Raw genomic sequence first — 23455 nt, 5'->3', positions numbered from 1 at the left:
ACATCGCGAAACCTTTTGCCTGGACGAAGCTCCGAGCGAAACGCGCCGGACGATTGACCTTACCCCAGGGGTAAGCTCTAGCCTCGGCGTCACCAGCCCAGTCAGGAGCCTCCCCCATGCGTATCGTCCTCTCCTCCACCCTGCTCGCCCTCAGTCTGCTCGCCGGCGGCGTCGCCCAGGCCGCCGAGACCCAGCACCCGGCCCACCAGGACATGCAGAAGAGCATGGAGACCATGCACCAGGGCATGGAAGAAGGCCTCAAGGCCAAGGACCCGGACCTGGCCTTCGCCAAGGGCATGCTGGCCCACCACGAGGGCGCCGTCGACATGGCCCGCTATCAGCTGCAGCACGGCAAGGATCCGGAGATGCGCAAGCTGGCCGAGGACATCATCCAGGCCCAGCAGAAGGAAATCGACCAGCTCAATCGCTGGATCAAGGCCCACGGCAAGTAATGGCGCGCCGCGTCCGGGACTGGCACAGTGGGACGCCAGTCCCGACGCGGAGTCCACCATGCTGATCGACCATCTGGATCATCTGGTCCTGACCACCATCGACCTCGCCGCCTGCGAGGATTTCTACACCCGGGTGCTGGGTATGCGCCTGGAGACGTTTGGCGCGGGGCGCAAGGCGCTGCGCTATGGCAACCAGAAGATCAATCTGCACGAGCGGGGGCACGAATTCGAACCCAAGGCGCACCTGCCGGTGTCGGGCGCCCTCGACCTCTGCTTCATCGCCCGGGAGCCGCTGGACCAGGTGATCGCCCATCTGCAGCGCGAGGGCTGGCCGATCATCGAAGGCCCGGTGGCTCGCACCGGGGCCACCGGACCGATTCGCTCGGTCTATGTCCGCAATCCCGACCTCAACCTGATCGAGATCGCCGAGTACCCGACCTAGGCTCTGCGCGAAAGGTCGCCGAGCGAAGGTCAGGCGAGGCGAAAAGAAGCCTGAGGAAGCGGAGTTTACGAGTGGTAAATGAGCATTCCGAAGGCGTTTTCAACGACGCATCACCGAGTGCAGGCACTTTTCGTACAGAGCCTAGCGCGGCCGACCGAACACCTGGGTCCAGTAGAGGCTGTGGGTGCTCCGCGGATTCAGGGCATAGGCCGCGCCCATTTCGGTGAATTCCGGATTCATCAGATTGGCGCAGTGGCCCGGACTCGCCAGCCAGCCCTGCATGGCCTGGCTGACCGAACCGGCGCCCGCGGCGATGTTTTCACCGATGCGGGTCCAGCCGTAGCCCTGTTTGCCCACCCGCTCGGCCACGGTGCCGCCGCCGGGGGCGGTATGGGAGAAGTAGTCGCGACCGGCCATGTCCTGGCTGTGGGCCAGGGCGGCATTGGCCAGCGCCGGATTCCAGCGCAGCGGGGTGGTCGCGGCAAAACGCCGGGTGCCGCAGGTGCGCGCCTGGGCCCGGGCGCGATTGACCTCGGCGAGGACCGCCTTGCCGGCGCTCTGCCAGTCGCCCAGGCCGGCGCTCACCACCGGACGCGCCAGCACCAGCTGCCAGCGCGGACCCTGCTGACTCACCCCGATCTGCGCATAGTCGCTGCTGGCCAGCGGCCGGCAATACTGCTGGCGCAGTCCGGCCATGGCCGCCTGGGCGGTGGTGGCGCCCGCCAGCATGATCACCTGCACGGCCGATGCCTGATAACCCGCGGCGCGCAGATCGCCCTGCAGCCGATCGCGACCGGTCAGGCGCACCGCCGCCAGGCGATTGTCGGCGGCGAGCGGCGCCGCGGCGCGGGTGCCCGGGCACCCCTGGGGGGCGGCGCGATAGGCGTTGATCAGACTGACCAGGCGCGCCTCCTCGGGCGTCGCGGCGAGGGCGGCCTGGGTCAGCAGGGTCGTGGTCAGCAGCAGGGACAAGGCGGGGAAACGGGACATGCGCGAGCGGATCCGGAAAAGACGGAAGCGCTATGTACCCGGCCTGAATCCAGGGCGCAAGCCAGACCGGTGGCCAGCCGAGGAACGGATGGCAGTTTGCTTGCAAGGGTGATTGGAGTAGGCTCGCCGGCTCATTCAACAGGAGTCTCTCCCATGGCCAAAGCCTCTGCCCGCCACATCCTGGTTTCCAGCGAAGCCAAGTGCAACGAACTCAAAGCCGCCATCGAAGGGGGCGCCGATTTCGCCCAGGTGGCCAAGGACAACTCCAGCTGCCCCTCCAGCCGCCAGGGCGGTGACCTGGGCACCTTCCGCCCGGGCCAGATGGTCAAGGAGTTCGACACCGTGGTGTTCAGCGCGCCGCTGCATCAGGTCCAGGGTCCGGTAAAGACCCAGTTCGGCTATCACCTGGTGGAAGTCACCAGCCGCGAAGATTGATCGCGCCAGTGCTCCCGCTCGCAGCGGGGGCACCTCCCTTCCCTGCGCCCGACCGGCTATCCTGCAGACCTCCTGTCTCACGAGGATAGTGCCATGTCCCTTCCCCTCGAACGTCACGGTCAGTGCCTGTGCGGCGCCGTCCAGCTGGATTGTCGCCTCGACAGCCTTGCCGTCTCGGCCTGTCATTGCCGGACCTGTCGCCGCTGGAGCGGTGGCCCGCTGCTGGCAGTGGACTGTGCTCAGCCACCAGTGATCGGCGGTGGCGATGCCCTGGCCGTCCATGCCTCGTCCGACTGGGCCGAGCGCGGCTTCTGTCGCCACTGCGGCACCCACCTGTTCTACCGCCTCAAGTCCGAGCCGCATTACGCCATTCCGGTGGGCCTGCTCGAGGGCAGCGACTGGTTGCTGGACAGCGAGATCTTCATCGAGGAAAAGCCGGCCTGGTACTGCTTCGCCAACCAGACCCGCCAGCTGACCGGCGCCGAGGCCATCGCCGAGCACGGCGAACAGGACTAGTCGCCTTCCGGCGCCAGCCATGACCACTGGTCGCCTCGCTGCGGGCGACCTCGGGGTCCTGCGCACGCTCGTTATCACGCCAAGGCTCATGCCAGAGCCCCGGCCCCTGCCGCACCTCTGATCCGTTGCGCCCGGTCGCCTGCGGCCTGGGCGCACACCCCTATCAAGCCGCCGGCAAACGCGCCGATGCCTGGGTGAGCTCCCTTTCCCAGCCTGCCAGACAAGAGGAACAATCATGGGGTTTCTGCAACGCTTCGGCGCGCGTGCCCGCCAGGGCGGTAGCGGCGTGTTCAGCCTGACCTGCTCCGCTCGCGAACTCGGCGACCGCCTCAGCGGCGTCGCCCTCAAGCCCACCTATATCGCCGGCTTCGTTTCGCCACACCTGGACCTGGACGCCATCGCCCGGCAGCTGGCGGGGCGCTTTCCCGGCGCATCCATCAGCCTGTGCACCACCTCCGGCGAACTCTGCGGCAGCGAGCAGCGCCTGTATTGCGCCGCCGATGGCGCCTGGGACCGGCTGGTGCTGCAATTCTTCGACGCCTCGGTGATCGCCTCGGCCGAGGTGGTGCACGTTCCGCTGGACAGCGAGGACATCCGCCGTGGCGGACCGCGGCGCAGCATGAAGGAGCGCCTCGCCCGCCTGACCGAGTCGCTCAAGCGCCTGCAGGTGCGCACGCCCATCGATCACCGCGATACCCTGGCCTTCGTGCTGTTCGACGGCCTGTCCGCCTCGGAATCCTTCTTCATGGAGGCGCTGTACGAGTCCGGCCGCTTCCCCTGCCTGTTCGTCGGCGGTTCCGCCGGCGGCAAGGGTGACTTCCGCCAGACGCTGTTGCACGATGGCCGCAAGGCCTATGAAAACCATGCCCAGCTGGTCTTCCTGAAGATGGCCCGGAACACCCGCTTTGGGGTGTTCAAGAGCCAGAACTTCAGCGCCACGCCGCTCAGCCTCAGTGTCCTCACCGCCTCCCTGGAAGAGCGCTACATCAGCCAGGTGGTCGACAGCCGCGGCCAGATCAAGAGCATGGTGGCGGCCCTCTGCGAGGCCCTGAGCTGCCGCGCCGAGCAGCTGGAGCAGCGCCTGGCGGACTATTCCTTCGCCATCCGCGTGGGCGAGGAGCTGTTCGTCCGCTCCATCGCCCGCATCGACTACGAGCGCGAGCGCATCCACCTGTTCTGCGACGTGGCGCCCGGCGAAGAGCTGGTGATGGTCAAGCGCACCTCCCTGGTGGACGCCACCCGCGAGGACTTCGCCCGCTTCCTGCAGGGCAAGAGCGGCACCCCGCTGGTGGGCGTGCTCAACGACTGCATCCTGCGCCGCGCCAACAACGGCGCCGAGTTGCCGCGCATGGGCGAGGTATTCGGCCAGACGCCGGTGGTGGGCTTTTCCACCTTTGGCGAGATCCTTGGCCTGAATCTCAACCAGACGCTCACCGCGGTGTTCTTTTTCCGTACCCCGGAGGGCGCGCCCTTCCGCGACGACTATGTCGACAACTTCGCCGCCCACTACGGCGAGTTCAAGGCCTTCTTCCTGCGCCGGCAGATCAAGAAGCTGGCCGGGCTGAGCCAGGTGGTGGTCAACCAGATCAACGAGTTCAAGCGGCAGAACTTCACGGGTGTGGTGGATGCCCAGGGCCTCGACGACTCCATCCAGGCGGTGTTCGGCGGGCTCGCAGACCTCGGCCAGGTGCTGCGCCAGGCGCACCAGAGTCGCCAGGAGATCGGCGAGCAGTTGCGGCACTACTCCGGCGAATTGCATAGCAGCATGGACGATCTGGCGGGCAATATCCTGCAGCAGGGCGAGGTCACCCGCCAGGCTGACAGCACCGTGCAGCACCTCACCGAACAGGCTGAGGACGTGGTGCGCAGCGCCAACGAGCTGAGCCAGTCGAGTCTGCGCATCCAGTCCATCGTCCAGGTGATCCAGCAGATCGCCGGCCAGACCAACCTGCTGGCGCTCAACGCGGCCATCGAGGCGGCGCGCGCCGGCGAGAGCGGTCGCGGCTTCGCGGTGGTGGCCGACGAGGTGCGCAACCTGGCGGCCATCACCCACAAGAACGCCGCCGAGATCGGCGCCGACATCGACCAGTTGTCGCGCGCCATCAGCGAGGTCGGTGCCCATATCGCCGGCCAGGCCCAGGACGTGGGTTCGCTGCAGGAGCTGCTCGCCGTCCTACGCGAGTCCGGTCGCCTCACCGCCCAGACCTCCCATCGCACCAAGGACATCGCCGACACCCTGACCGGCCTCACCGCCGCCACCTCGTCCTAGGCTGCAGGTGACTTACCGTTCGTCGGCACTGACCGGCAAGTCCCGCCCTCTTCCCGCGCCGCCGCCCCTCACCAGGAGGGGCGACCGGAGGCCGCCGGCTCACCCTTTGAGTGACCGCAGGGTCACGGCCAGCGCCGTGGCTTGCGGCCCTGTTTTGCCCTCATCGGCGACCCATGGGTCAGCAATAGACGCCCCAAACCCGCTCCCAGCCGCGTCTACGACTTTTGTAGTGACTATACGAAAGCACTACAAAACTGAGTTGACGACGCCCTTATCTCCTGCAAATCTCTAGCTGCACCGGACGCGAACCCCCTATCCATGCGGGTCGCGACTGGGCTCCGGGTGACCCTCGGGCCGTCTTGCGTAGTGATGCTCAAGAGGCACTACAAGAGAAGACGACTGAAATGCCGCGCTGCTCGAGGCAGCGTCGCCAGAGGTGACGTCCGGATCCATGCAGGGACGTACGGCGACATGACTCGACAGCTGGGCTGACCTTTCGCCTTCGCGACCGGTATCCGGGTGGCAACCGCCATCCCGCTGCCGGACGTTGGGAAAAGACTGGTACCCAAGCAAACCTCATCGAGAAGGATCGACTCATGTCCGCTTACGAGAACGACGTTCAGGCCATCGCCGCCCTCAAGAACAGCACCGGCAATCACTGGAGCGCCATCAATCCGGAGTACGCAGCGAGGATGCGCCTGCAGAATCGCTTCAGGACCGGTCTCGACATCGCCCGCCACTGCGCGGCCATCATGCGCCGGGACATGGCCGCCTACGACGCCGACAGCAGCGCCTACACCCAATCGCTGGGCTGCTGGCACGGCTTCATCGGGCAGCAGAAGCTGATCGCCATCAAGAAGCACCTGGGCAGCACAAAAGGCCGCTACCTCTATCTGTCCGGCTGGATGATCGCCGCGCTGCGTTCGGAATTCGGCCCGCTGCCGGATCAGTCCATGCACGAGAAGACCAGCGTGCCGGCGCTGATCGAAGAGCTCTACACCTTCCTGCGCCAGGCCGATGCCCGCGAGCTGGGCATGCTGTTCCGCGAGCTGGACGCCGCCCGCGCCGCCGACGAGAACGCCAAGGCCGCCGCTATCCAGGCCAAGATCGACAACCATGAAACCCATGTGGTGCCGATCATCGCCGACATCGACGCCGGTTTCGGCAACGCCGAGGCCACCTACCTGCTGGCCAAGAAGATGATCGAGGCCGGGGCCTGCTGCATCCAGCTGGAAAACCAGGTCTCCGACGAGAAACAGTGCGGCCATCAGGACGGCAAGGTCACGGTGCCCCACGAGGACTTCCTGGCCAAGATCAACGCCGTGCGCTACGCCTTCCTCGAACTGGGCGTGGACGAAGGCGTCATCGTCGCCCGCACCGACTCCCTGGGCGCCGGCCTGACCAAGCAGATCGCGGTGAGCAAGCAGCCGGGCGACCTCGGCGACCAGTACAACGGCTTCCTCGACTGCGACGAGGTGGACGCCAGCCAACTGGGCAACGGCGATGTGCTGATCAGCCGCGGCGGCAAGCTGCTCAAGCCCAAGCGCCTGGCCAGCGGCCTGTTCCAGTTCCGTGCCGGCAGCGGTGTGGACCGGGTGGTGCTGGACTGCATCACCTCGCTGCAGAACGGTGCCGACCTGCTGTGGATCGAGACCGAGAAGCCCCACGTCGGCCAGATCAAGGCCATGGTCGACCGCATCCGCGAAGTCGTGCCCAATGCCAAGCTGGTCTACAACAACAGCCCCTCCTTCAACTGGACCCTGAGCTTCCGCCAGCAGGTGTTCGACGCCCTGCAGGCCGAGGGCAAGGACGTCTCCGCCTACGACCGCGCCAAGCTGATGAGCGTGGACTACGACGACACCGAACTGGGGCGCCTGGCCGATGCGCGGATTCAGAGCTTCCAGCGCGATGCGGCGCGGGAGGCAGGCATCTTTCACCACCTGATCACCCTGCCCACCTACCACACCGCGGCCCTGTCCACCGACAACCTGGCCAAGGGCTACTTCGCCGAGGAAGGCATGCTGGCCTACGTCAAGGGCGTGCAGCGCCAGGAGATCCGCCAGGGCATCGCCTGCGTCAAGCACCAGAACATGGCCGGCTCCGACATGGGCGACGACCACAAGGAATACTTTGCCGGGGAGGCCGCGCTCAAGGCGGCGGGCAAGGACAACACCATGAACCAGTTCCATTGATCACGGCCACTGCGGAGGACACGCTCATGAACCTGAACGACAACCCCAGCCTGGACGATCTCAAGCAACTCTTCGGCCGGCTCAAGGACAAGAACCACAACCACATCCTCTGGGTCTGCGAGAGCGGCGCGGTGCACGTCGACCGCCTGCCCGGCGGCGAGACGCCCGAGCAGTTCGAAGAGCGCCATCCCAGCCTGCGCATCCGCTTCAAAACCTACAACAAGGGCGGCGGCTACGTCGGCAAGTCGGCAGCGGCGGACGACAACTTCATCCGAAGCGTCCACACCGCCCTGCAGGAGCACTGGCGCCTGGCCGGTCGGCAGCAGCAGCCGGCCTACGTGGATCGCTACTACTGAAAGAAAAAGGGCGCGGCGGGTAGCTGATCACCCGGCGCGCCCTGCCCCACCTCTGAGGCGACTCGCCTGATCCTGGATGGCCCTCCGGGATCGAGCGAGTCGCCTCTTCCGTTTACAGCACGAACAGATCCACGAAGCGATGCACCGGGGTGGCTTCCAGGCCTGCCTGGTCCTTGCACAGCGCGAAGATCTGGGCGCAGCGACCGGCCGGGAAGCGCGTCGCCAGGTTGCTCTGGAATTTGCGCTCCAGCAGCGGAATGCCCTCTTCGCGGCGACGGCGATGGCCGATGGGATATTCCACGGCGATCTTCTCGGTGCTACTGCCATCGGTGAAGAACACCTGCAGGGCATTGGCGATGGATCTCTTGTCGGCTTCCAGGTATTCGCGGCTGTAGCGCTCGTCCTCGACGATCTCCATCTTCTCGCGCAGCTGGTCGATGCGCGGATGCGCCTGGTGGAAGGCGTCCTCGTAGTGCTCGGCGACCAGGTCGCCGAACAGCAGCGGCACGGCGATCATGTACTGCAGGCAGTGGTCGCGGTCGGCGGCGTTGGCCATGGGGCCCTGCTTGGAGATGATGCGGATGGCCGATTCGTGGGTGGTCACCACGATCTTCTCGATCTGGTCGACACGGTCGCGCACCTGGGGGTGCAGGATCACCGCGGCTTCGGCGGCGGTCTGAGCATGGAATTCCGCCGGGAAGCTGATCTTGAACAGCACGTTTTCCATCACGTAGCTGCCGAAGCCCTGGGGAAAGCTGAACTGGCGCTGGTCCGCCGGCTTGGTGGCCAGATCCTTGTTGGTGTGGCTGAACAGCACGTCGTAGAAGCCCCACTGGGGCGCGCTGAGCACGCCCGGGATACCCATCTCGCCACGCAGAGCGATGTCGGCCAGGCGCACGCCGCGGCTCGAGGCATCACCGGCGGCCCAGGACTTGCGGCTGCCGGCATTGGGTGCATGGCGATAGGTGCGCAGCGCCTGGCCATCGACGAAGGCGTGGGACAGGGCCGCCAGCAGTTGCTCGCGGTTGGCGCCCATCAGCTTGGCGCTGACCGCGGTGGAGGCCAGCTTGACCAGGAAGACGTGGTCCAGGCCGACACGGTTAAAGGAGTTCTCCAGGGCGAAGACGCCCTGGATCTCGTGGGCCATGACCATGGCCTCCAGCACCTCGCGCATGGTCAGGGGCGCTTCGCCCTGGGCCACGCGGCGCTGGGAGAGGTGGTCGGCCACCGCCAGGATGGCGCCGAGGTTGTCGGAGGGATGGCCCCACTCGGCGGCCAGCCAGGTGTCGTTGTAGTCCAGCCAGCGAATAATGCAGCCGATGTCCCAGGCCGCCTTGACCGGGTCCAGGCGATAGCTGGTGCCCGGCACCCGCGCGCCCTGGGGCACCAGGGTGCCCTCCACCTGGGGGCCGAGCAGCTTGGTGCACTCGGGGAAACGCAGGGACAGCAGGCCGCAGCCGAGGGTGTCCATCAAGCAGTTGCGGGCGGTGTCCAGGGCCTCGCGGGAGGTGACCTGGTAGGTCAGGACGTAATCGGCCAGGTCCTGGATGACCTGGTCGTAATCGGGTCGGTTGTTGAGATCGACGTTGGCGCTCATGGATTTTGGTTCCTAAATATCGTGGTCATGGCGGTCCGCCGATGCGGCCGCTGTACGGGGTTAGGTTCATCGCGGCCATGGGCCGCTCCTACAGGACGCTCCCGCCCTTGTAGGAGCGGCCCATGGCCGCGATCAAACAATCAACGATTGGCGATGGGCGTGAAGGCCCGCTGCTCGACGCCGATGTAGTCCGCACTGGGGCGGATGATGCGGTTGTCGGCGCGCTGCTCGAAGACGTGGGCGCACCAGCCGGCCGTCCGCGAGCAGACGAAAATCGGGGTGAACAGCGGCGTCGGAATGCCGAGGAAGTGATAGGCCGAGGCGTGGTAGAAGTCGGCGTTGGGGAACAGCCCCTTCTCTTCCTTCATGGTGCGGTCGATGGCTTCCGAGACCGGGAACAGCACGCTGTCGCCCACCTCTGCCGCCAATTGCCGGGCGTAGTCCTTGATCACCTCGTTGCGCGGATCGCTGTCGCGGTAGATGGCGTGGCCGAAGCCCATCACCTTTTCCTTGCGTTCGAGCATCTGCTTGAGGCCGCTGACCGCCGCCTCGGGCGAGGCGAAGCGCTCGATCAACGCCATGGCCGCCTCGTTGGCGCCGCCATGCAGCGGGCCGCGCAGGGAGCCGATGGCGCCGGTGACGCAGGAATAGAGATCCGACAGCGTCGAGGCGCAGACCCGGGCGGTAAAGGTGGAGGCGTTGAATTCGTGCTCGGCATAGAGGATCAGCGAGACGTTCATCACCCGGGCGTGCAACTCGCTGGGCGCCTTGCCGTGCAGCAGGGTGAGGAAGTGGCTAGCTATGTCCGGGGCGTCGCTGGTGCAGTCGATGCGGGTGCCGCTCTGGCTGAAGTGGTGCCAATACAGCAGGATCGCCGGAAAGGCGCCGAGCAGGCGATCGGCCACCTGCTGCTGGTCGGCGAAGCTGTGCTCCGGCTCCAGGGTGCCCAGCAGGGAGGCGCCGGTACGCATCACGTCCATGGGGTGGGCGCTGGCGGGGATACGCTCCAGGCCTTCCTTGAGCGGCTGCGGCAGGTCGCGCAGGGCCGCCAGGCGCTGGCGATAGGCCTCCAGTTGCGCTTGCGTGGGCAGCTCGCCATAGAGCAACAGGTGGGCGACTTCCTCGAAGTCGGCCCCGGCGGCCAACTCACGGATGTCGTAGCCCCGGTAGGTGAGGCCCGCGCCGGTCTTGCCGACGGTGCAAAGCGCGGTGCGGCCGGCGACCTGGCCACGCAGGCCGGCGCCGCCGAGGGTTTTGCTGTCTGCCATCGTCTCGCTCCTCTTGGATTTGTTAGGCGAAAAAGCGGGCGTTCAGGGTGGAGCGTCAGTGTTTCTGTTGTTGGAACAGGCGATCCAGCTGGTCCTCGTAGCGGTGATAGTCGATGCGGTCATAGAGTTCGGCGCGGGTCTGCATGGTGTCGACCACCGCCTGCTGGCTGCCATCGCGGCGGATCGCCGTGTAGACGTTTTCGGCGGCGCGATTGGCCGCGCGGAAGGCCGACAGCGGATAGAGCACCAGGCCGACATCGGCCCCGGCCAATTCTTCGGTGGTGAACAGCGGCGTGGCGCCGAATTCGGTGATGTTGGCCAGGATCGGCACCTTCACCGCCTGGGCGAACTGGCGGTACATGGGCAATTCGGTCATGGCCTCGGGAAAGATCATGTCGGCGCCGGCCTCGACGCAGGCGCAGGCGCGATCGATGGCGGCCTGCAGGCCTTCCACCGCCAGGGCGTCGGTGCGCGCCATGATGACGAAGTCCGCATCGGTGCGGGCATCCACCGCGGCCTTGATGCGGTCGACCATCTCCTGCTGGCTGACGATCTCCTTGCCCGGCCGATGACCACAGCGCTTGGCGCCGACCTGATCCTCGATGTGCATGGCCGCCGCGCCGGCCTTGATCAGCGACCGCACGGTGCGCGCCACATTGAAGGCCGAGGCGCCGAAACCGGTATCGACATCCACCAGCAGCGGCAGGTCGCAGACATCGGTGATGCGGCGCACGTCGATCAGCACGTCTTCCAGGCCGCTGATGCCCAAGTCCGGCAGCCCCAGGGAGCCGGCCGCGACCCCGCCGCCGGACAGGTAGATGGCCTGGAAGCCGGCGCGCTTTGCCAGCAGCGCATGATTGGCGTTGAGGGTGCCGACCACCTGCAGCGGGCGTTCGGCGGCGACGGCGGCACGGAATTTCTGGCCGGGACTGACGGCAGGCATGGCGTTACCTCGACTGAGCTTGGACTAGGGGATGGTGCTGCAGATTGCGCTTGGAGGCGGCGATGTGGCGGCGCATCAGCAGTTCGGCCAGTTCGCCGTCGCCCTCGGCCAGGGCATCGAGGATGCGGTGGTGCTCGGCGAAGGCCTGGCGCGGACGATTGGGGGTGGCGGAGACCTTGAGCCGGTACATGCGCACCAAGTGATAGAGCTCGCCGCAGAGCAGCCGCACCAGCATGCCGTTGCCGCTGGCCTGGATGATGCGGTAGTGGAAGTCGTGGTCGCCTTCCTGCAGGTAGTAGCCGGTGCCGGCCTGGAACGCCTGATCGCGTTCGTGGGTATCCAGCAGCTGGCGCAATTCGTCGATGCCCTGGGGCGTGAGCCGCTCGGCCGCCAGGCGGCAGGCCATGCCTTCGAGGGATTCGCGGATTTCGTAGAGTTCGACCAGTTCGGCCAGGCTCAGGGCGGCGACCCGGGCGCCGGCATGGGGCACCCGCACCACCAGGCGCTGGCCTTCCAGACGATGGATGGCTTCGCGCAGCGGCCCACGGCTGATGCCATAGGTGCGCGCCAGCTCGGGCTCGGAAATCTTGCTGCCCGGCGCCACGTCACCGCGGACGATGGCCTCGCGGATCCGGCGGAACACCTGCTCGGAGAGGGTCCCACTGTCGGTCTCGGGCGCTTCGGCCTGGAGGGGGCTATCGATCATTGTCGACACCTTTTGTGTTTATGGGCTGAATAACTACGCCTGAACGCCTCTCCAGTCAATCTTTGTCGACAATCCAGCTGTGACAGCCTGTATCTCGCTCCGCCAGAGGCGGTTCGCTACACTAGCGCGCCGCCCTCCCAGCCGACCTCGCCATGCCCCTCTGCCACCTGCATCCCCTGCCCTACCATGCCGATCCCACGGCGCGTTTCGCTCTGCTGCAGGGCGAGCCCGGCGCGGTGCTGCTGGATTCCGGGCGGCCGGTGGCCGAGCGCGGGCGCTACGACCTCATGGCGGCCTGGCCGCTGGCGGTGCTGCAACCGGCAGCCGACGAAGATGGCCGCGCTTTCTTCGCCCGGGCGCGTACCGCCTTGGTCAAACTGGGCCGGGCGGAATTGCCGGACGAGGTGGAGCTGCCTTTCGCCGGTGGCCTGCTGGGCTATCTCGGCTACGACTTCGGCCGGCGCTTGGAACGGCTGCCAGACGGCGCCCACGCCGATCTGCAACTGCCCGATAGCCGCCTGGGCCTCTATGCCTGGGCGCTGATCAGCGATCACCAGGCGCGGACCAGCCAGCTGGTCTGCCATCCGGCGCTGGACGCAGGGGAACGCCAGCGACTGATCGCCCTGTTCGACGCCGGGGCGGCGCCCGAGGCCGAAGGCTTCCGGCTGACCGCCCCCTTCGTCGCCGATATTGACGAGTCCACCTATCGCCAGCGCATCGAGGCCATCCAGGCCTATATCGCCGCCGGCGATTGCTACCAAGTCAACTTCGCCCAGCGCTTTCGCGCGCCCTTCCAGGGATCGGCCTGGATCGCCTACCAGGCGCTGCGCGCGGCCTGCCCGACGCCCTTCTCCGGCTATCTGGCGCTGGAGCACGGCGCCCTGCTCAGCCATTCACCGGAGCGCTTTCTGCGGGTCAGCCGCGGTCAGGTAGAAACGCGACCGATCAAGGGCACTCGGCCAAGGCGCGCCGAGGCCGGTGCCGATGCCGCCGAAGCCCGTGCCCTACTGGCCAGCCCCAAGGATCGCGCCGAGAATCTGATGATCGTCGACCTGCTACGCAACGACCTGGGGCGCAGCTGCCGGATCGGCTCGGTACGGGTGCCCGAGTTGTTCGCCCTGGAGAGCTATCCCAACGTCCACCACCTGGTCAGCGCCGTCACCGGCGAACTGGCCGCAGGGCTGGACGCCCTGGATCTCCTGGCCGGCAGCTTTCCCGGTGGCTCCATCACCGGGGCGCCGAAGATCCGCGCCATGCAGATCATCGACGAGCTGGAAGAGACCCGCCGCGGTCCCTACTGTGGTTCGCTGCTCTATCTGGACGTGCGCGGCGAGAGCGACAGCTCCATCCTGATCCGCAGCCTGCTCGCCGAAGACGGCGTGCTCAGTTGCTGGGGCGGCGGCGGCATCGTCATGGACTCGCACTGGGCCGACGAATACGCCGAATCCCTGGCCAAGGTGCGAGTGCTGCTGGAGACGCTGGCAGCCCACAGCTGATCCGGCTTTGCTACCATGGCCTCATCCCTTACCCGGCTGGAGTCCGCCATGTCTCTCGATCTCGCCCGCATCAACGCCGACTTCGGCCGCGATCCCGAAAAGCTCGTCGCCTGGGCCCTGGGGCTGGGCAAGAGCGCCATCGTCACCACCAACTTCCGCCCCTTCGAGGCGGTGATCCTGCATCTGGTCAGCCAGGTCAAGCCGGACATCCCGGTGGTCTGGATGGACAGTGGCTACAACACCCCCGCCACCTACCGCTGCGCCGACGAGATCGTGCGCAAGCTGAATCTTAACCTGGTGACCTACCTGCCCAAGCGCTCGCGCGCCCACCGCGAGGCTATCGACGGCCCGGTACCCGGGCTGGACGATCCGCGCCACGCCGCCTTCACCGAAGAGGTCAAGCTGGAACCCTTCGCCCGTGCCCTGCGCGAGACGGCGCCCGAGGTCTGGTTCACCGCCCTGCGCGCCACCGATACCGCGGTGCGCGCCCAGATGGACCCGGTCAGCGTCAACCCGGACGGCCTGATCAAGGTCGCGCCGCTGCTGCACTGGACCTCCAAGGATCTCTACCAGTACCTCACCGCCCACGACCTGCCCAACGAGTTCGACTACTTCGATCCCACCAAGGGTGACGAGAACCGCGAGTGCGGCCTGCACCTCGCCCACTGAGTCCGTGCCTTTCGCGCGTCCGCTCCCGGGCGCGCGCCCTGCTCCTGCTGATAGCTCACCCATGACCGCTTCCCGCCCTATCCACTCCCGCAAGGGCGTCTTTGCCGTGGTGCTCGGCAACGCCGTGGAGTTCTTCGACTTCGGCGTCTACGCCACCTTCGCCGTGCTGATCGGCCAGGTGTTCTTTCCCTCGCAGAACGCCTTCGCCAGCCTCATGGCCAGCGTCATCACCTTTGGCGTCGGCTTCGTCGTCCGCCCGCTGGGCGCCATCCTCATCGGCGCCTGGGCCGATCGGGTCGGGCGCAAGCCGGCGATGCTGCTGACCATGGTGCTGATGGCCCTGGGCACTGGCGGCATCGCCGTGCTGCCGGGCTACGAGCAGATCGGCATCGCCGCCCCCATCCTGCTGGTGCTGACCCGGCTGCTGCAGGGCCTGGCCTGGGGTGGCGAAGCCGGCCCGGCCACCACCTACATCCTGGAGGCGGCGCCACTGCACAAGAGGGGCACCTACGCCTGCTGGCAGGTGGTGGCCCAGGGCCTGGCCGCGGTGGCGGCCGGCCTGATCGGCTATGGCCTGACCCTCTGGCTGACACCGGAGCAGCTGCTGGCCTGGGGCTGGCGTCTGCCCTTCCTGCTCGGCCTGGCGATCCTGCCCATCGGTCTCTATATCCGTCGCGGCCTGGTGGATACCCACGTCGGTGAAACCCGGGGCACCGGCGCGGTGCTGGGCGAGGTGCTGGCCACCCAGCGGCGGCCACTGCTGCTGGGGCTGCTGATCCTCTCCGGCAGCACCATCACCCAGTATTTCCTCAACTACATGACCACCTTCGCCCTGGTGGAGCTCAAGCTGCCGGCCGGAATCGCCATGCTCGCCACCCTGGTGATGGGCGCGGCCATGGCGGTCTGCTCGATCCTGGGCGGGGTGCTCAGCGATCGCTATGGCCGGCGCATCGTGCTGATCCTGCCGCGACTGCTGTTGCTGGTGCTGCTCTATCCGGCGCTGGAGCTCATCACCCAGGCACCCGGCCCGGGCACCTTCCTGCTGACCCTGGCCGTGCTCTCCGGCCTGCACGGCATGAGCGGCGCGGCCCTGATCGTGCTCCTGGTGGAAAGCTTTCCGCAGCGGGTACGGGCCACCGGCTTCTCGGTGGTCTATGCGCTGGGGGTGGCGGCCTTCGGCGGCACCGCCCAGATCGTGGTGACCTGGCTGATCGGCGCCACCGGGGATCGCATGGCGCCGGCCGGCTATCTGCTGGTGGCCAATCTAGTCTGCCTCGGCGCCGCCTGGTTCGCCGCCGAGACCTGCCCGGGGCGTCAGCCGGCGGAACGCTCCGCGGCGTAACCCTCTTCCCGACGGTTCTTGCGCTCCAGGCGGGTGTAGACGATGCCGGTCAGCAGGAGGCCAAACACCAGCACCGCGGCCAGCAGATAGAGACCCGAGGCCAGGGTCCCGGTCGCCGCCTTGAGCGCGCCGATGCCATAGGGGCCGAGATAGCCGCCGAGGTTGCCCACCGAATTGATCAGGGCGATGCCGGCGGCGGCACTGGCCCCGGCGAAGAAGCGTCCGGGCAGGGTCCAGAACAGCGCGGTAAGGGAAAACAGGCAGAAGGCCACGACCGACAGCGCCGCCAGTTGCAGCACGGCGGTGCCGAACCAGGCGCTGCCGGCCATGGCCAGGGCGCCCACGGCATAGAGCACCGCCAGGTGACCGTAGCGATCGCCCAGGCGATCCGAACTGCGCGGCACGATGAGCAGGCCGAGAATGCCGAAGGCATAGGGGATCGCCGAGATGAAGCCGGTGGTGAGATCGCTGCCGCCGAACTGGTGGATCAGCGTCGGCAGCCACAGCCCCAGGCCATAGATGCTCAGGGTCACCGGCAGATAGTAGAGCGCCAGCAGCAGCACCCGGCGGTCCTTGAGCGCATGCAGGGGGTTGCCATGGCGGGTCTGGTCGAAGAGGTGCAGGTCCTTTTCCAGCTCCGTGGCCAGCCAGCGCTTTTCCTCGGCATTCAGCCAGGCGACCTGTTGCGGACCATCCGGCAGCCGGGTCAGGGTCGGCCAGGCCAGTAGCACCGCCGGCGCGCCGATGCAAAGGAACAGCCACTGCCAGCCGTGCAGGCCGAGCCCGCCATCCAGTTGCAGCAGCATGCCCGACAGCGGCCCCGTCACCAGCATGGCGATGGGTTGGGAGAGGATGAACAGCCCCATGATCTTGCCGCGGTGACGCACCGGGAACCACTGGGTGAGGTAGTAGAGCACCCCGGGAAAGAAGCCGGCCTCGGCCACCCCCAGCAGGAAGCGCATGACATAGAAACTGGTGGGACCCTGGACGAAGGCCATGCCCATGGTGATGGCACCCCAGGTGATCAGGATGCGGGCGAACCAGCGCCGGGCACCGAAGCGCTCCAGCAGCAGGTTGCTGGGTACTTCGAAGAGGAAGTAACCGATAAAGAACAGGCCGGCACCGAGGCCGTAGGCGGCGTCGCCGATGCCGACGTCGGCGCCCATGTGCAGCTTGGCGAAGCCCACGGCAGAGCGGTCGATGTAGGCGACCAGATAGAGCAGGACGAGAAAGGGAATCAGCTTGTGCGTGATCCGGCGAATGAGGACGGATTCGGGGTGCATGGCGTTCTCCGACTTGTTGTTTTTGTGCGGTTGAAGCGCAGATCGCCATAAAGTCTAACGTAATATCATTGAGACGTTAAATAGCCATAAGCCGCCATTAATCGGCACTTAAGGTAAATTTGGTACTATTAAAACAATGTTACGAAGTAGGAAATCTTACCTCTTGCTTTCCGCTGATTCCCATTACAGAGCCGCCTGGCCCACGATAAGATCGGTTATCGCGCTGATGGTGTTATAGTGATGGCACGACGACTTCGGATGCCTTTCGATGAATTACAAGACACCGCTGCCGCGCAAAAGCAGACACGCTCGCATCGTTCATGAGCTCGGTACCCAGATCGTGTCTGGACACTTTCTGCCAGACCAGCGCCTGCCCCCCGAGGCGCAGCTGTGCGAAGAGTACCAAGTGAGCCGCCCTGTCCTGCGTGAGGCCACCCGGGTGCTCGTGGCCAAGGGCCTGGTCAGGTCCAAGCCCAAGGTCGGAACCGTGGTCAAACCACGCAACGAGTGGCATCTGCTCGATCCCGACGTCCTGCATTGGCTGCTGGAGAGCGATTCGCGGCACAGCTTCTACGAGACCCTGGTCAAGGTGCGCAACATCATCGAGCCGGAGGTCGCCGCCATGGCGGCTGCCAATGCCCAGCCCGAAGACGTGAAGGCCATCGAAGACGCCTACGAGCGGATGGAGCAGGCCGTGGACATCGCCAACATGGCCGAACCGGACATGGCCTTTCACCTGTCCATCGCCACAGCCACCCACAACGAATTGCTGACTCACCTCTACAGCATCATGTTGCTGCCGGTGCGGGACTACCTGGAACGCTCCTCGGCGCTGTTCGCCGCCGGCGACAGCCTCAACCTGCTGGTCTCCCGGCACAAGGCGATCCTCACCGCCATCCAGCACCGCGACCCGCTGACCGCTCGCCACGCCGCCATCGCCCAACTGGCCGGTGTCAATGACATGGTCGCCGAGGCCTTCCGGCCGCAGCCCTTGTCTGAAGGTGAAATTTCGTATGATCATTGAGGGCAAGAACCCACTCGCGGTATGCCCTCATGTCCAGCAGCTACCATGCCTCTACCGTAGAACAACTCGGCCAGCGCCTCGCGGCCGGGCAATTTCCACCCGGTAGCGCCCTCAAGGTAGAGGCGGATCTCTGCCAGGAGCTGGGCGTCAGCCGCACCATCCTGCGCGAAGCGATCAAGACCCTGGCGGCCAAGGGCATGCTGGAAGTCGGTCCCAAGGTCGGTACCCGGGTCCTGCCGCTGAGTCGCTGGAATCTGTTCGATACCCAGGTGGTGGGCTGGCTGGCCACGGGCGGTCTGCCTGCCCATTTCGTCAAGGACTTGCTGGATCTGCGCCACGCCATCGAGCCGGCGGCGGTCCGCTGGGCCTGCGAAAGAGCCACCCCTGAGCAGGTGCAGGCGATCCAGGTCGCCTACCAGCATCTGGAAGCCTCCCTCGAGGGCGGCGACTACAACACCGCCGACCAGCGTTTCCACGAGTGCGTCCTGGCGGCCAGCCACAATCAGTTCATCGAGCAGATGGTGCCCGCCCTGGGCGCCCTGCTGGCGGCCTCCTTTACCCTGTCGTCGGCCGATCCCGCCGAATTGCGACGTACCCTCCCCCTGCACAAGACCCTCGCCGACGGCATCGCCTCGCGCGATGCGGCGCGCGCCGTCTGGGCCTGCATGATGCTGATCGACAGCGCGGCGGTGACCCTGGCGCGCTATACGGACTGACGTTTCGGTCGGCAACCTTGGCGTCGCCGCAGGTTCCCATGCCTGGACTTCCCGTACTGCCACAACAAGAGAGGTGAACGATGGATTGGCAGCCGCTGCTTCCCCAGCGCTTCAAACTGGCCGAGGGCCCCTTCTGGGACCAGGAGACCCAGGCGCTCTACTGGGTTGACATCGCCGGCTTCAAGGCCTGCCGCCTGAGCGGCGAGCACTATCAGGAATGGCAACTGGATCGGCCCTGTTCCGCCTTCATGCCCACGGTGCGCGGCGACGCCCTGGTAACCCTGCCAGACGGCGTCTTCCGTCTTGACCTGGATTCGCCACCGGACCGTCCCGCCCTGGAACTTTTCTGCGTCGCCGATCCCGATCCGGGCAATCGCGGCAACGAAGCCCGCTGCGATGCCCAGGGGCATCTGTGGCTGGGCACCATGCAGAACAATCTCGATGCCCAGGGTGGCGACGTGGCCATCGACCGCCACTCGGGCGGGCTGTTCCGCATCGATCCGGACGGCAGCGTCAGTCGTCACGCCAGCGATCTCGGCATCGCCAACACCCTGGTGTGGAGCGCGGCGGACAACCACGTCATCAGCGCCGATACCCTCAAGGACACCCTCTATCGCTATCCGCTGGATGCCAATGGCAACCTGGGGACCCCCACCGTCTGGGCCGGCCCCCACGAGCGCGGCTCGCCGGACGGCTCGGCTATCGACAGCGAGGGCTGCGTATGGAATGCGCGCTGGGATGGCAACTGCCTGCTGCGCTTCTCGCCGGAGGGCGAGCTGCTGGAGATCGTCGAACTGCCCGTCCAGCGTCCCACCAGCTGCGTCTTCGGCGGACCGGATCTGCGCACCCTGTACGTCACCAGCGCCGCCGCCGATGGCGCCCTCGACGGCGCCCTGCTCAAGGCCACCGCACCGGTAGCCGGCATGCCCTGCCACAGGTTCGCTGGCTGATTCATCCTACCGACCCAGGCGCCCCTCTGCGGTGCCTTTCCGTTCCAGCCCCTATGTAACAGCTTGGTGACAGAGGTGACGAAAAATCTCGTCACCTTTTCCTTGCACCCGCACCCATCCAATCATAATATCAATGAAGAGCGGTGTCGTCTGACCTCCACGACGGCAGCCCGCCGCCTCGCATTGCCTGGCCACACCAATAAAAACAAGGAGTTCCAGCTATGTTCCGTGTTCCGGGAGTTCGTTCTCTGCTGCGTGCCGCCCTCGCCGCCGGTGCCGTCAGCCTGTCTCTCTCCGCTTTCGCTGCCGATCCGGTCAAGATCGGTTTCCTGGTCAAGCAACCCGAGGAACCCTGGTTCCAGACCGAGTGGGCCTTCGCCGAGAAAGCCGCCAAGGACAAGGGCTTCACCCTGCTCAAGATCGCCGTGCCGGATGGCGAGAAGACCCTCGCCGCCATCGACAGCCTGGCCGCCAACGGCGCCAAGGGCTTCGTGATCTGCCCGCCCGACGTCTCCCTCGGCCCGGCCATCGTGGCCAAGGCCAAGCTCAACGACCTCAAGGTCATGGCCGTGGACGACCGCTTCGTCGACGCCAAGGGCAAGTTCATGGAAGACGTGCCCTACCTGGGCATGGCCGCCTTCGAGGTCGGCCAGCAGCAGGGCGCCGCCATGGCCGCCGAAGCCGAGAAGCGTGGCTGGAAGTGGGATGACACCTATGCGGTGATCAACACCTACAACGAGCTGGACACCGGCAAGAAGCGCACCGACGGTTCGGTGGAAGCCCTGAAGAAGGCCGGCCTGCCCGCCGATCACATCATTTTCGCGCCGCAGAAGACCCTGGACGTGCCCGGCAGCATGGACTCCACCACCTCCGCGCTGGTCAAGCTGCCCTCGGGCGCCAAGCACCTGATCATCGGCGGCATGAACGACAACACCGTGCTGGGCGGCGTCCGCGCCACCGAAAGCGCCGGCTTCAAGGCCGAGCAGGTGATCGGCATCGGCATCAACGGCACCGACGCCATCGGCGAACTGAAGAAACCCAACAGCGGCTTCTTCGGCTCCATGCTGCCCAGCCCCCACGAAGAGGGCTACCAGACCGCCAGCATGATGTACGAATGGGTGACCACCGGTAAGGAACCGCCCAAGTACACCGCGATGGACAAGGTCACCCTCATCACTCGCGCCAATTTCCAGCAAGAGCTGGAAAAGATCGGCCTCTGGAAGTGATGACCCCGGCGGCGCCTCGGCTGGCGCCGCCCTCCTCTTTCGTCTGACAGGAGTGCCCCATGGCAGCCCTGGAACAAACCACCGCCCAGAGCGCCGACAGCCTCGGTTTCGTCGGCATCGGCAAGACCTTTCCCGGCGTCAAGGCGCTCGCCGACATCTCCTTCAACGTGCGTCCCGGCTCGGTGCACGCCCTCATGGGCGAGAACGGTGCCGGCAAGTCGACCCTGCTGAAGATCCTCAGCGGCTACCACGCCCCCACCACCGGCCACCTCAACATCGACGGCCAGGAGCTGGTGTTCAAGAGCACCGCCGAAGCCATCCGCGCCGGCGTCGCCGTGATCCAGCAGGAGCTGCAGCTGGTGCCGGAGATGACCGTCGCCGAAAATCTCTTTCTCGGGCACCTGCCGGCGCGCTATGGCATCGTCAATCGCGGCCACCTGCGCCGCCAGGCCCTGGACCTGCTCAAGGGCCTGGCCGAAGAGATCGACCCCAACACCAAGGTCGGGCGCCTGTCGCTCGGTCAGCGCCAGCTGGTGGAGATCGCCAAGGCGCTCTCCCGGGGCGCCCGCGTCATCGCCTTCGACGAGCCGACCAGCTCCCTGTCCGCCCGCGAGACCGATCGGCTGATGACCATCATCGCCCGGCTGCGCGACGAAGGCCGGGTGGTGCTCTATGTCTCCCACCGCATGGAAGAAGTCTTCCGCATCTGCGACGCGGTGACGGTGTTCAAGGACGGCCGCCACGTGCGCACCATCGAGCGCCTGGCCGACATCACCCCCGACCAGCTGATCACCCTGATGGTCGGCCGCGATCTCGCCGACATCTACGACTACCGCCCGCGCGAAATCGGCGGTGGCTGCCTCAAGGTCGAGGGCCTGCTCGGCCAGGGCCTGCAGCAGCCGGTGGGCTTCGAGGTCTGCCAGGGCGAGATCCTCGGCCTGTTCGGCCTGGTCGGTGCCGGTCGCACCGAGCTGTTGCGCCTGCTGGCGGGGCTGGAAAAGCACAAGGCCGGCAGCCTGAGTCTCAAGGGCGCCCCGGTCAGCCTAAGGTCGCCGCGTGACGCCATCGCCGCCGGCATCCTGCTGTGCCCGGAAGATCGCAAGAAGGAAGGCATCGTGCCCCTGGCCAGCGTGGCTGAGAACATCAACATCAGCGCCCGCGCCCATCACGCCAGCCTCGGCTGCCTGATCCAGGGTCGCTGGGAAAAGGCCAATGCCGAAAAGCAGATTCGCGCGCTGAACGTGAAGACGCCCCACGCCGGGCAGAAGATCAAGAATCTCTCCGGCGGCAACCAGCAGAAGGCCATCCTCGGGCGCTGGCTGTCGATGCCCATGCAGGTGCTGCTGCTCGACGAACCCACCCGCGGCATCGACGTGGGCGCCAAGTCGGAGATCTACGCCATCATCCATGACCTCGCCGCCCGCGGCATCGCCGTGGTGGTGGTGTCCAGCGACCTGATGGAAGTCATGGGCGTGGCCGATCGCATCCTGGTGATGAGCGAAGGCGCCATCACCGGCGAGGTGGCCCGCGCCGAGTTCAACGACGAGCGCCTGCTGCAGCTCGCCCTGCCCCGTACCCGGGCCTGATGAAAACAAGAAAAGAGGTCACGTCCATGTCCGCCCAACCCCACAGCCTGACCCCGCCGCGCCGCGGTTTCGACACCCGCCGCTTCCTCGACGACTGGGCCATGATGCTGGCCGCCGTCGTCATCTTCACCCTCTGCGCGCTGTTCGTGCAGAACTTCCTCTCGCCGCTGAACATGCGCGGTCTGGGTCTGGCGATCTCCACCGTGGGCATCGCCGCCTGCACCATGCTGTTCTGCCTGGCCTCCGGCCACTTCGACCTCTCGGTGGGGTCGGTCATCGCCTGTGCCGGGGTGGTCGCCGCGGTGGTGATGCGCGAATTCGACAGCGTCTTTCTCGGCGTCGCCGCCGCCCTGGCCATGGGCCTGGTGGTGGGTCTGATCAACGGCCTGGTGATCGCCAAGCTCAAGATCAACGCCCTGATCACCACGCTGGCGACCATGCAGATCGTGCGCGGCCTGGGCTACATCTTCTCCGACGGCAAGGCCGTGGGCGTCTCCCAGGAGCAGTTCTTCGTGTTCGGCAACGGCCAGCTGTTCGGCCTGCCGGTGCCCATCGTCATCACCCTGTTGTGCATCCTGTTCTTTGGCTGGCTGCTCAACTACACCACCTTCGGCCGCAACACCATGGCCATCGGCGGCAACGAGGAAGCCGCGCTGCTGGCCGGCGTCCACGTCGACCGCACCAAGATCATCATCTTCGCCATGCACGGGGTGATCGGCGCGCTGGCCGGCGTGGTGCTGGCCTCGCGCATGACCTCCGGCCAGCCGATGATCGGCCAGGGCTTCGAACTCACGGTGATCTCCGCCTGCGTGCTGGGCGGGGTTTCCCTGGCCGGCGGCATCGGCATGATCCGCCACGTGATCGCCGGCGTGCTGATCCTGGCGATCATCGAGAACGCCATGAACCTGAAGAACATCGACACCTTCTACCAGTACGTCATCCGCGGAACCATCCTGCTGCTGGCCGTGGTCATCGACCGCTTCAAGCAGCGCTAAAC

The 23455-nt window shown here is 66.4% G+C and carries 22 protein-coding genes; 16 read left to right on the top strand and 6 right to left on the bottom strand.

Annotated features, from left to right (window positions below; all coding sequences use genetic code 11):
- Positions 1-116 precede the first annotated feature (116 nt).
- Positions 117-452, top strand: coding sequence for a DUF305 domain-containing protein (locus DBY63_RS13940; RefSeq protein WP_027598986.1), 336 nt, complete (start codon positions 117-119; stop codon positions 450-452).
- Between the two features lie 61 nt (positions 453-513).
- Positions 514-894: a VOC family protein gene (locus tag DBY63_RS13935; RefSeq protein ID WP_177411453.1), complete on the top strand. Its 381-nt coding sequence runs from the start codon at positions 514-516 to the stop codon at positions 892-894.
- Positions 895-1035: 141 nt separating this feature from the next.
- Here the strand turns inward: DBY63_RS13935 and DBY63_RS13930 are convergent, their stop codons facing one another.
- On the bottom strand, positions 1036-1884 hold the full coding sequence (locus tag DBY63_RS13930) for a CAP domain-containing protein (RefSeq protein WP_108582332.1): 849 nt from the start codon (positions 1882-1884) through the stop codon (positions 1036-1038).
- A 153-nt stretch (positions 1885-2037) separates the two neighbouring features.
- Between DBY63_RS13930 and DBY63_RS13925 the strand changes: the two genes are divergently transcribed.
- The 5 genes from DBY63_RS13925 (at position 2038) to DBY63_RS13905 (ending at position 7652) form a co-directional block, all read left to right on the top strand.
- The gene (locus tag DBY63_RS13925; protein WP_007160531.1) at positions 2038-2319 is read left to right on the top strand and encodes a peptidylprolyl isomerase; all 282 of its coding nucleotides are present in this window, start codon (positions 2038-2040) and stop codon (positions 2317-2319) included.
- Positions 2320-2412: 93 nt separating this feature from the next.
- Complete coding sequence (locus tag DBY63_RS13920; protein ID WP_108582331.1) at positions 2413-2835, top strand: GFA family protein; 423 nt, start codon at positions 2413-2415, stop codon at positions 2833-2835.
- Positions 2836-3070: 235 nt separating this feature from the next.
- Positions 3071-5104 carry a methyl-accepting chemotaxis protein gene (locus tag DBY63_RS25355; RefSeq protein ID WP_108582330.1) on the top strand — a complete coding sequence of 678 codons (2034 nt, stop codon included), beginning with the start codon at positions 3071-3073 and terminating at the stop codon, positions 5102-5104.
- Between the two features lie 596 nt (positions 5105-5700).
- On the top strand, positions 5701-7296 hold the full coding sequence (locus DBY63_RS13910) for an isocitrate lyase (RefSeq protein WP_108582329.1): 1596 nt from the start codon (positions 5701-5703) through the stop codon (positions 7294-7296).
- 26 nt (positions 7297-7322) lie between these two features.
- Positions 7323-7652, top strand: a complete 330-nt coding sequence (locus DBY63_RS13905; protein ID WP_027601593.1) for a hypothetical protein — start codon at positions 7323-7325, stop codon at positions 7650-7652.
- A 112-nt stretch (positions 7653-7764) separates the two neighbouring features.
- Here DBY63_RS13905 and prpD read toward each other — a convergent pair whose 3' ends face one another.
- The 4 genes from prpD to DBY63_RS13885 form a co-directional block, all read right to left on the bottom strand.
- The gene (prpD, locus tag DBY63_RS13900; RefSeq protein WP_108582328.1) at positions 7765-9249 is read right to left on the bottom strand and encodes a 2-methylcitrate dehydratase; all 1485 of its coding nucleotides are present in this window, start codon (positions 9247-9249) and stop codon (positions 7765-7767) included.
- A gap of 140 nt (positions 9250-9389) precedes the next feature.
- Entirely contained in the window at positions 9390-10517 is a 1128-nt protein-coding gene (prpC, locus tag DBY63_RS13895; protein ID WP_108582327.1) for a 2-methylcitrate synthase, read from the bottom strand.
- Positions 10518-10572: 55 nt separating this feature from the next.
- Positions 10573-11460, bottom strand: a complete 888-nt coding sequence (gene prpB / locus DBY63_RS13890; protein WP_108582326.1) for a methylisocitrate lyase — start codon at positions 11458-11460, stop codon at positions 10573-10575.
- Positions 11461-11464: 4 nt separating this feature from the next.
- The gene (locus tag DBY63_RS13885) at positions 11465-12166 is read right to left on the bottom strand and encodes a GntR family transcriptional regulator (RefSeq protein ID WP_074584639.1); all 702 of its coding nucleotides are present in this window, start codon (positions 12164-12166) and stop codon (positions 11465-11467) included.
- Positions 12167-12318: 152 nt separating this feature from the next.
- Here DBY63_RS13885 and pabB point away from each other — a divergent pair, with 152 nt between their 5' ends.
- The 3 genes from pabB (at position 12319) to DBY63_RS13870 (ending at position 15673) form a co-directional block, all read left to right on the top strand.
- Positions 12319-13662: an aminodeoxychorismate synthase component I gene (gene pabB / locus DBY63_RS13880; RefSeq protein ID WP_108582325.1), complete on the top strand. Its 1344-nt coding sequence runs from the start codon at positions 12319-12321 to the stop codon at positions 13660-13662.
- A 48-nt stretch (positions 13663-13710) separates the two neighbouring features.
- Entirely contained in the window at positions 13711-14331 is a 621-nt protein-coding gene (locus tag DBY63_RS13875; protein ID WP_108582324.1) for a phosphoadenosine phosphosulfate reductase family protein, read from the top strand.
- Between the two features lie 61 nt (positions 14332-14392).
- Complete coding sequence (locus DBY63_RS13870; protein WP_077172355.1) at positions 14393-15673, top strand: MFS transporter; 1281 nt, start codon at positions 14393-14395, stop codon at positions 15671-15673.
- Here DBY63_RS13870 and DBY63_RS13865 read toward each other — a convergent pair.
- Positions 15646-16956: an MFS transporter gene (locus tag DBY63_RS13865; protein ID WP_108582323.1), complete on the bottom strand. Its 1311-nt coding sequence runs from the start codon at positions 16954-16956 to the stop codon at positions 15646-15648. The genes DBY63_RS13870 and DBY63_RS13865 overlap by 28 nt on opposite strands.
- Positions 16957-17224: 268 nt before the next feature.
- Between DBY63_RS13865 and DBY63_RS13860 the strand changes: the two genes are divergently transcribed.
- The 6 genes from DBY63_RS13860 (at position 17225) to araH (ending at position 23453) form a co-directional block, all read left to right on the top strand.
- A complete protein-coding gene (locus tag DBY63_RS13860) occupies positions 17225-17980 on the top strand; it encodes a FadR/GntR family transcriptional regulator (RefSeq protein WP_007160544.1) in 756 nt (251 codons plus the stop codon).
- Between the two features lie 29 nt (positions 17981-18009).
- Positions 18010-18696 carry a FadR/GntR family transcriptional regulator gene (locus DBY63_RS13855; protein ID WP_007160545.1) on the top strand — a complete coding sequence of 229 codons (687 nt, stop codon included), beginning with the start codon at positions 18010-18012 and terminating at the stop codon, positions 18694-18696.
- A gap of 80 nt (positions 18697-18776) precedes the next feature.
- Positions 18777-19646 carry an SMP-30/gluconolactonase/LRE family protein gene (locus tag DBY63_RS13850; RefSeq protein ID WP_108582322.1) on the top strand — a complete coding sequence of 290 codons (870 nt, stop codon included), beginning with the start codon at positions 18777-18779 and terminating at the stop codon, positions 19644-19646.
- Positions 19647-19867: 221 nt separating this feature from the next.
- Positions 19868-20872: a substrate-binding domain-containing protein gene (locus DBY63_RS13845; protein ID WP_007160547.1), complete on the top strand. Its 1005-nt coding sequence runs from the start codon at positions 19868-19870 to the stop codon at positions 20870-20872.
- A 59-nt stretch (positions 20873-20931) separates the two neighbouring features.
- Entirely contained in the window at positions 20932-22458 is a 1527-nt protein-coding gene (gene araG / locus DBY63_RS13840; protein WP_027601583.1) for an L-arabinose ABC transporter ATP-binding protein AraG, read from the top strand.
- Between the two features lie 26 nt (positions 22459-22484).
- Positions 22485-23453 (top strand): L-arabinose ABC transporter permease AraH, encoded by a 969-nt coding sequence (araH, locus tag DBY63_RS13835; protein ID WP_027598999.1) that lies wholly within the window; start codon positions 22485-22487, stop codon positions 23451-23453.
- Positions 23454-23455 lie beyond the last annotated feature (2 nt).

The organism is Pseudomonas sp. RIT411 (assembly GCF_003057735.2).
Lineage (GTDB): Bacteria > Pseudomonadota > Gammaproteobacteria > Pseudomonadales > Pseudomonadaceae > Chryseomonas > Chryseomonas oryzihabitans.
Note: the sequence above shows the minus strand (reverse complement) of the source record. Positions and strands in the feature narration are given on the sequence as shown.

Bases quoted from the DNA above. Each gene is read 5' to 3' on its own strand.
- DBY63_RS13940 (WP_027598986.1), top strand. From the start codon at position 117: ATGCGTATCGTCCTCTCCTCCACCCTGCTCGCCCTCAGTCTGCTCGCC.
- DBY63_RS13930 (WP_108582332.1), bottom strand. From the start codon at position 1,884: ATGTCCCGTTTCCCCGCCTTGTCCCTGCTGCTGACCACGACCCTGCTG.
- DBY63_RS13925 (WP_007160531.1), top strand. From the start codon at position 2,038: ATGGCCAAAGCCTCTGCCCGCCACATCCTGGTTTCCAGCGAAGCCAAG.
- DBY63_RS13920 (WP_108582331.1), top strand. From the start codon at position 2,413: ATGTCCCTTCCCCTCGAACGTCACGGTCAGTGCCTGTGCGGCGCCGTC.
- DBY63_RS25355 (WP_108582330.1), top strand. From the start codon at position 3,071: ATGGGGTTTCTGCAACGCTTCGGCGCGCGTGCCCGCCAGGGCGGTAGC.
- DBY63_RS13910 (WP_108582329.1), top strand. From the start codon at position 5,701: ATGTCCGCTTACGAGAACGACGTTCAGGCCATCGCCGCCCTCAAGAAC.
- DBY63_RS13905 (WP_027601593.1), top strand. From the start codon at position 7,323: ATGAACCTGAACGACAACCCCAGCCTGGACGATCTCAAGCAACTCTTC.
- prpD (WP_108582328.1), bottom strand. From the start codon at position 9,249: ATGAGCGCCAACGTCGATCTCAACAACCGACCCGATTACGACCAGGTC.
- prpC (WP_108582327.1), bottom strand. From the start codon at position 10,517: ATGGCAGACAGCAAAACCCTCGGCGGCGCCGGCCTGCGTGGCCAGGTC.
- prpB (WP_108582326.1), bottom strand. From the start codon at position 11,460: ATGCCTGCCGTCAGTCCCGGCCAGAAATTCCGTGCCGCCGTCGCCGCC.
- DBY63_RS13885 (WP_074584639.1), bottom strand. From the start codon at position 12,166: ATGATCGATAGCCCCCTCCAGGCCGAAGCGCCCGAGACCGACAGTGGG.
- pabB (WP_108582325.1), top strand. From the start codon at position 12,319: ATGCCCCTCTGCCACCTGCATCCCCTGCCCTACCATGCCGATCCCACG.
- DBY63_RS13875 (WP_108582324.1), top strand. From the start codon at position 13,711: ATGTCTCTCGATCTCGCCCGCATCAACGCCGACTTCGGCCGCGATCCC.
- DBY63_RS13870 (WP_077172355.1), top strand. From the start codon at position 14,393: ATGACCGCTTCCCGCCCTATCCACTCCCGCAAGGGCGTCTTTGCCGTG.
- DBY63_RS13865 (WP_108582323.1), bottom strand. From the start codon at position 16,956: ATGCACCCCGAATCCGTCCTCATTCGCCGGATCACGCACAAGCTGATT.
- DBY63_RS13860 (WP_007160544.1), top strand. From the start codon at position 17,225: ATGAATTACAAGACACCGCTGCCGCGCAAAAGCAGACACGCTCGCATC.
- DBY63_RS13855 (WP_007160545.1), top strand. From the start codon at position 18,010: ATGTCCAGCAGCTACCATGCCTCTACCGTAGAACAACTCGGCCAGCGC.
- DBY63_RS13850 (WP_108582322.1), top strand. From the start codon at position 18,777: ATGGATTGGCAGCCGCTGCTTCCCCAGCGCTTCAAACTGGCCGAGGGC.
- DBY63_RS13845 (WP_007160547.1), top strand. From the start codon at position 19,868: ATGTTCCGTGTTCCGGGAGTTCGTTCTCTGCTGCGTGCCGCCCTCGCC.
- araG (WP_027601583.1), top strand. From the start codon at position 20,932: ATGGCAGCCCTGGAACAAACCACCGCCCAGAGCGCCGACAGCCTCGGT.
- araH (WP_027598999.1), top strand. From the start codon at position 22,485: ATGTCCGCCCAACCCCACAGCCTGACCCCGCCGCGCCGCGGTTTCGAC.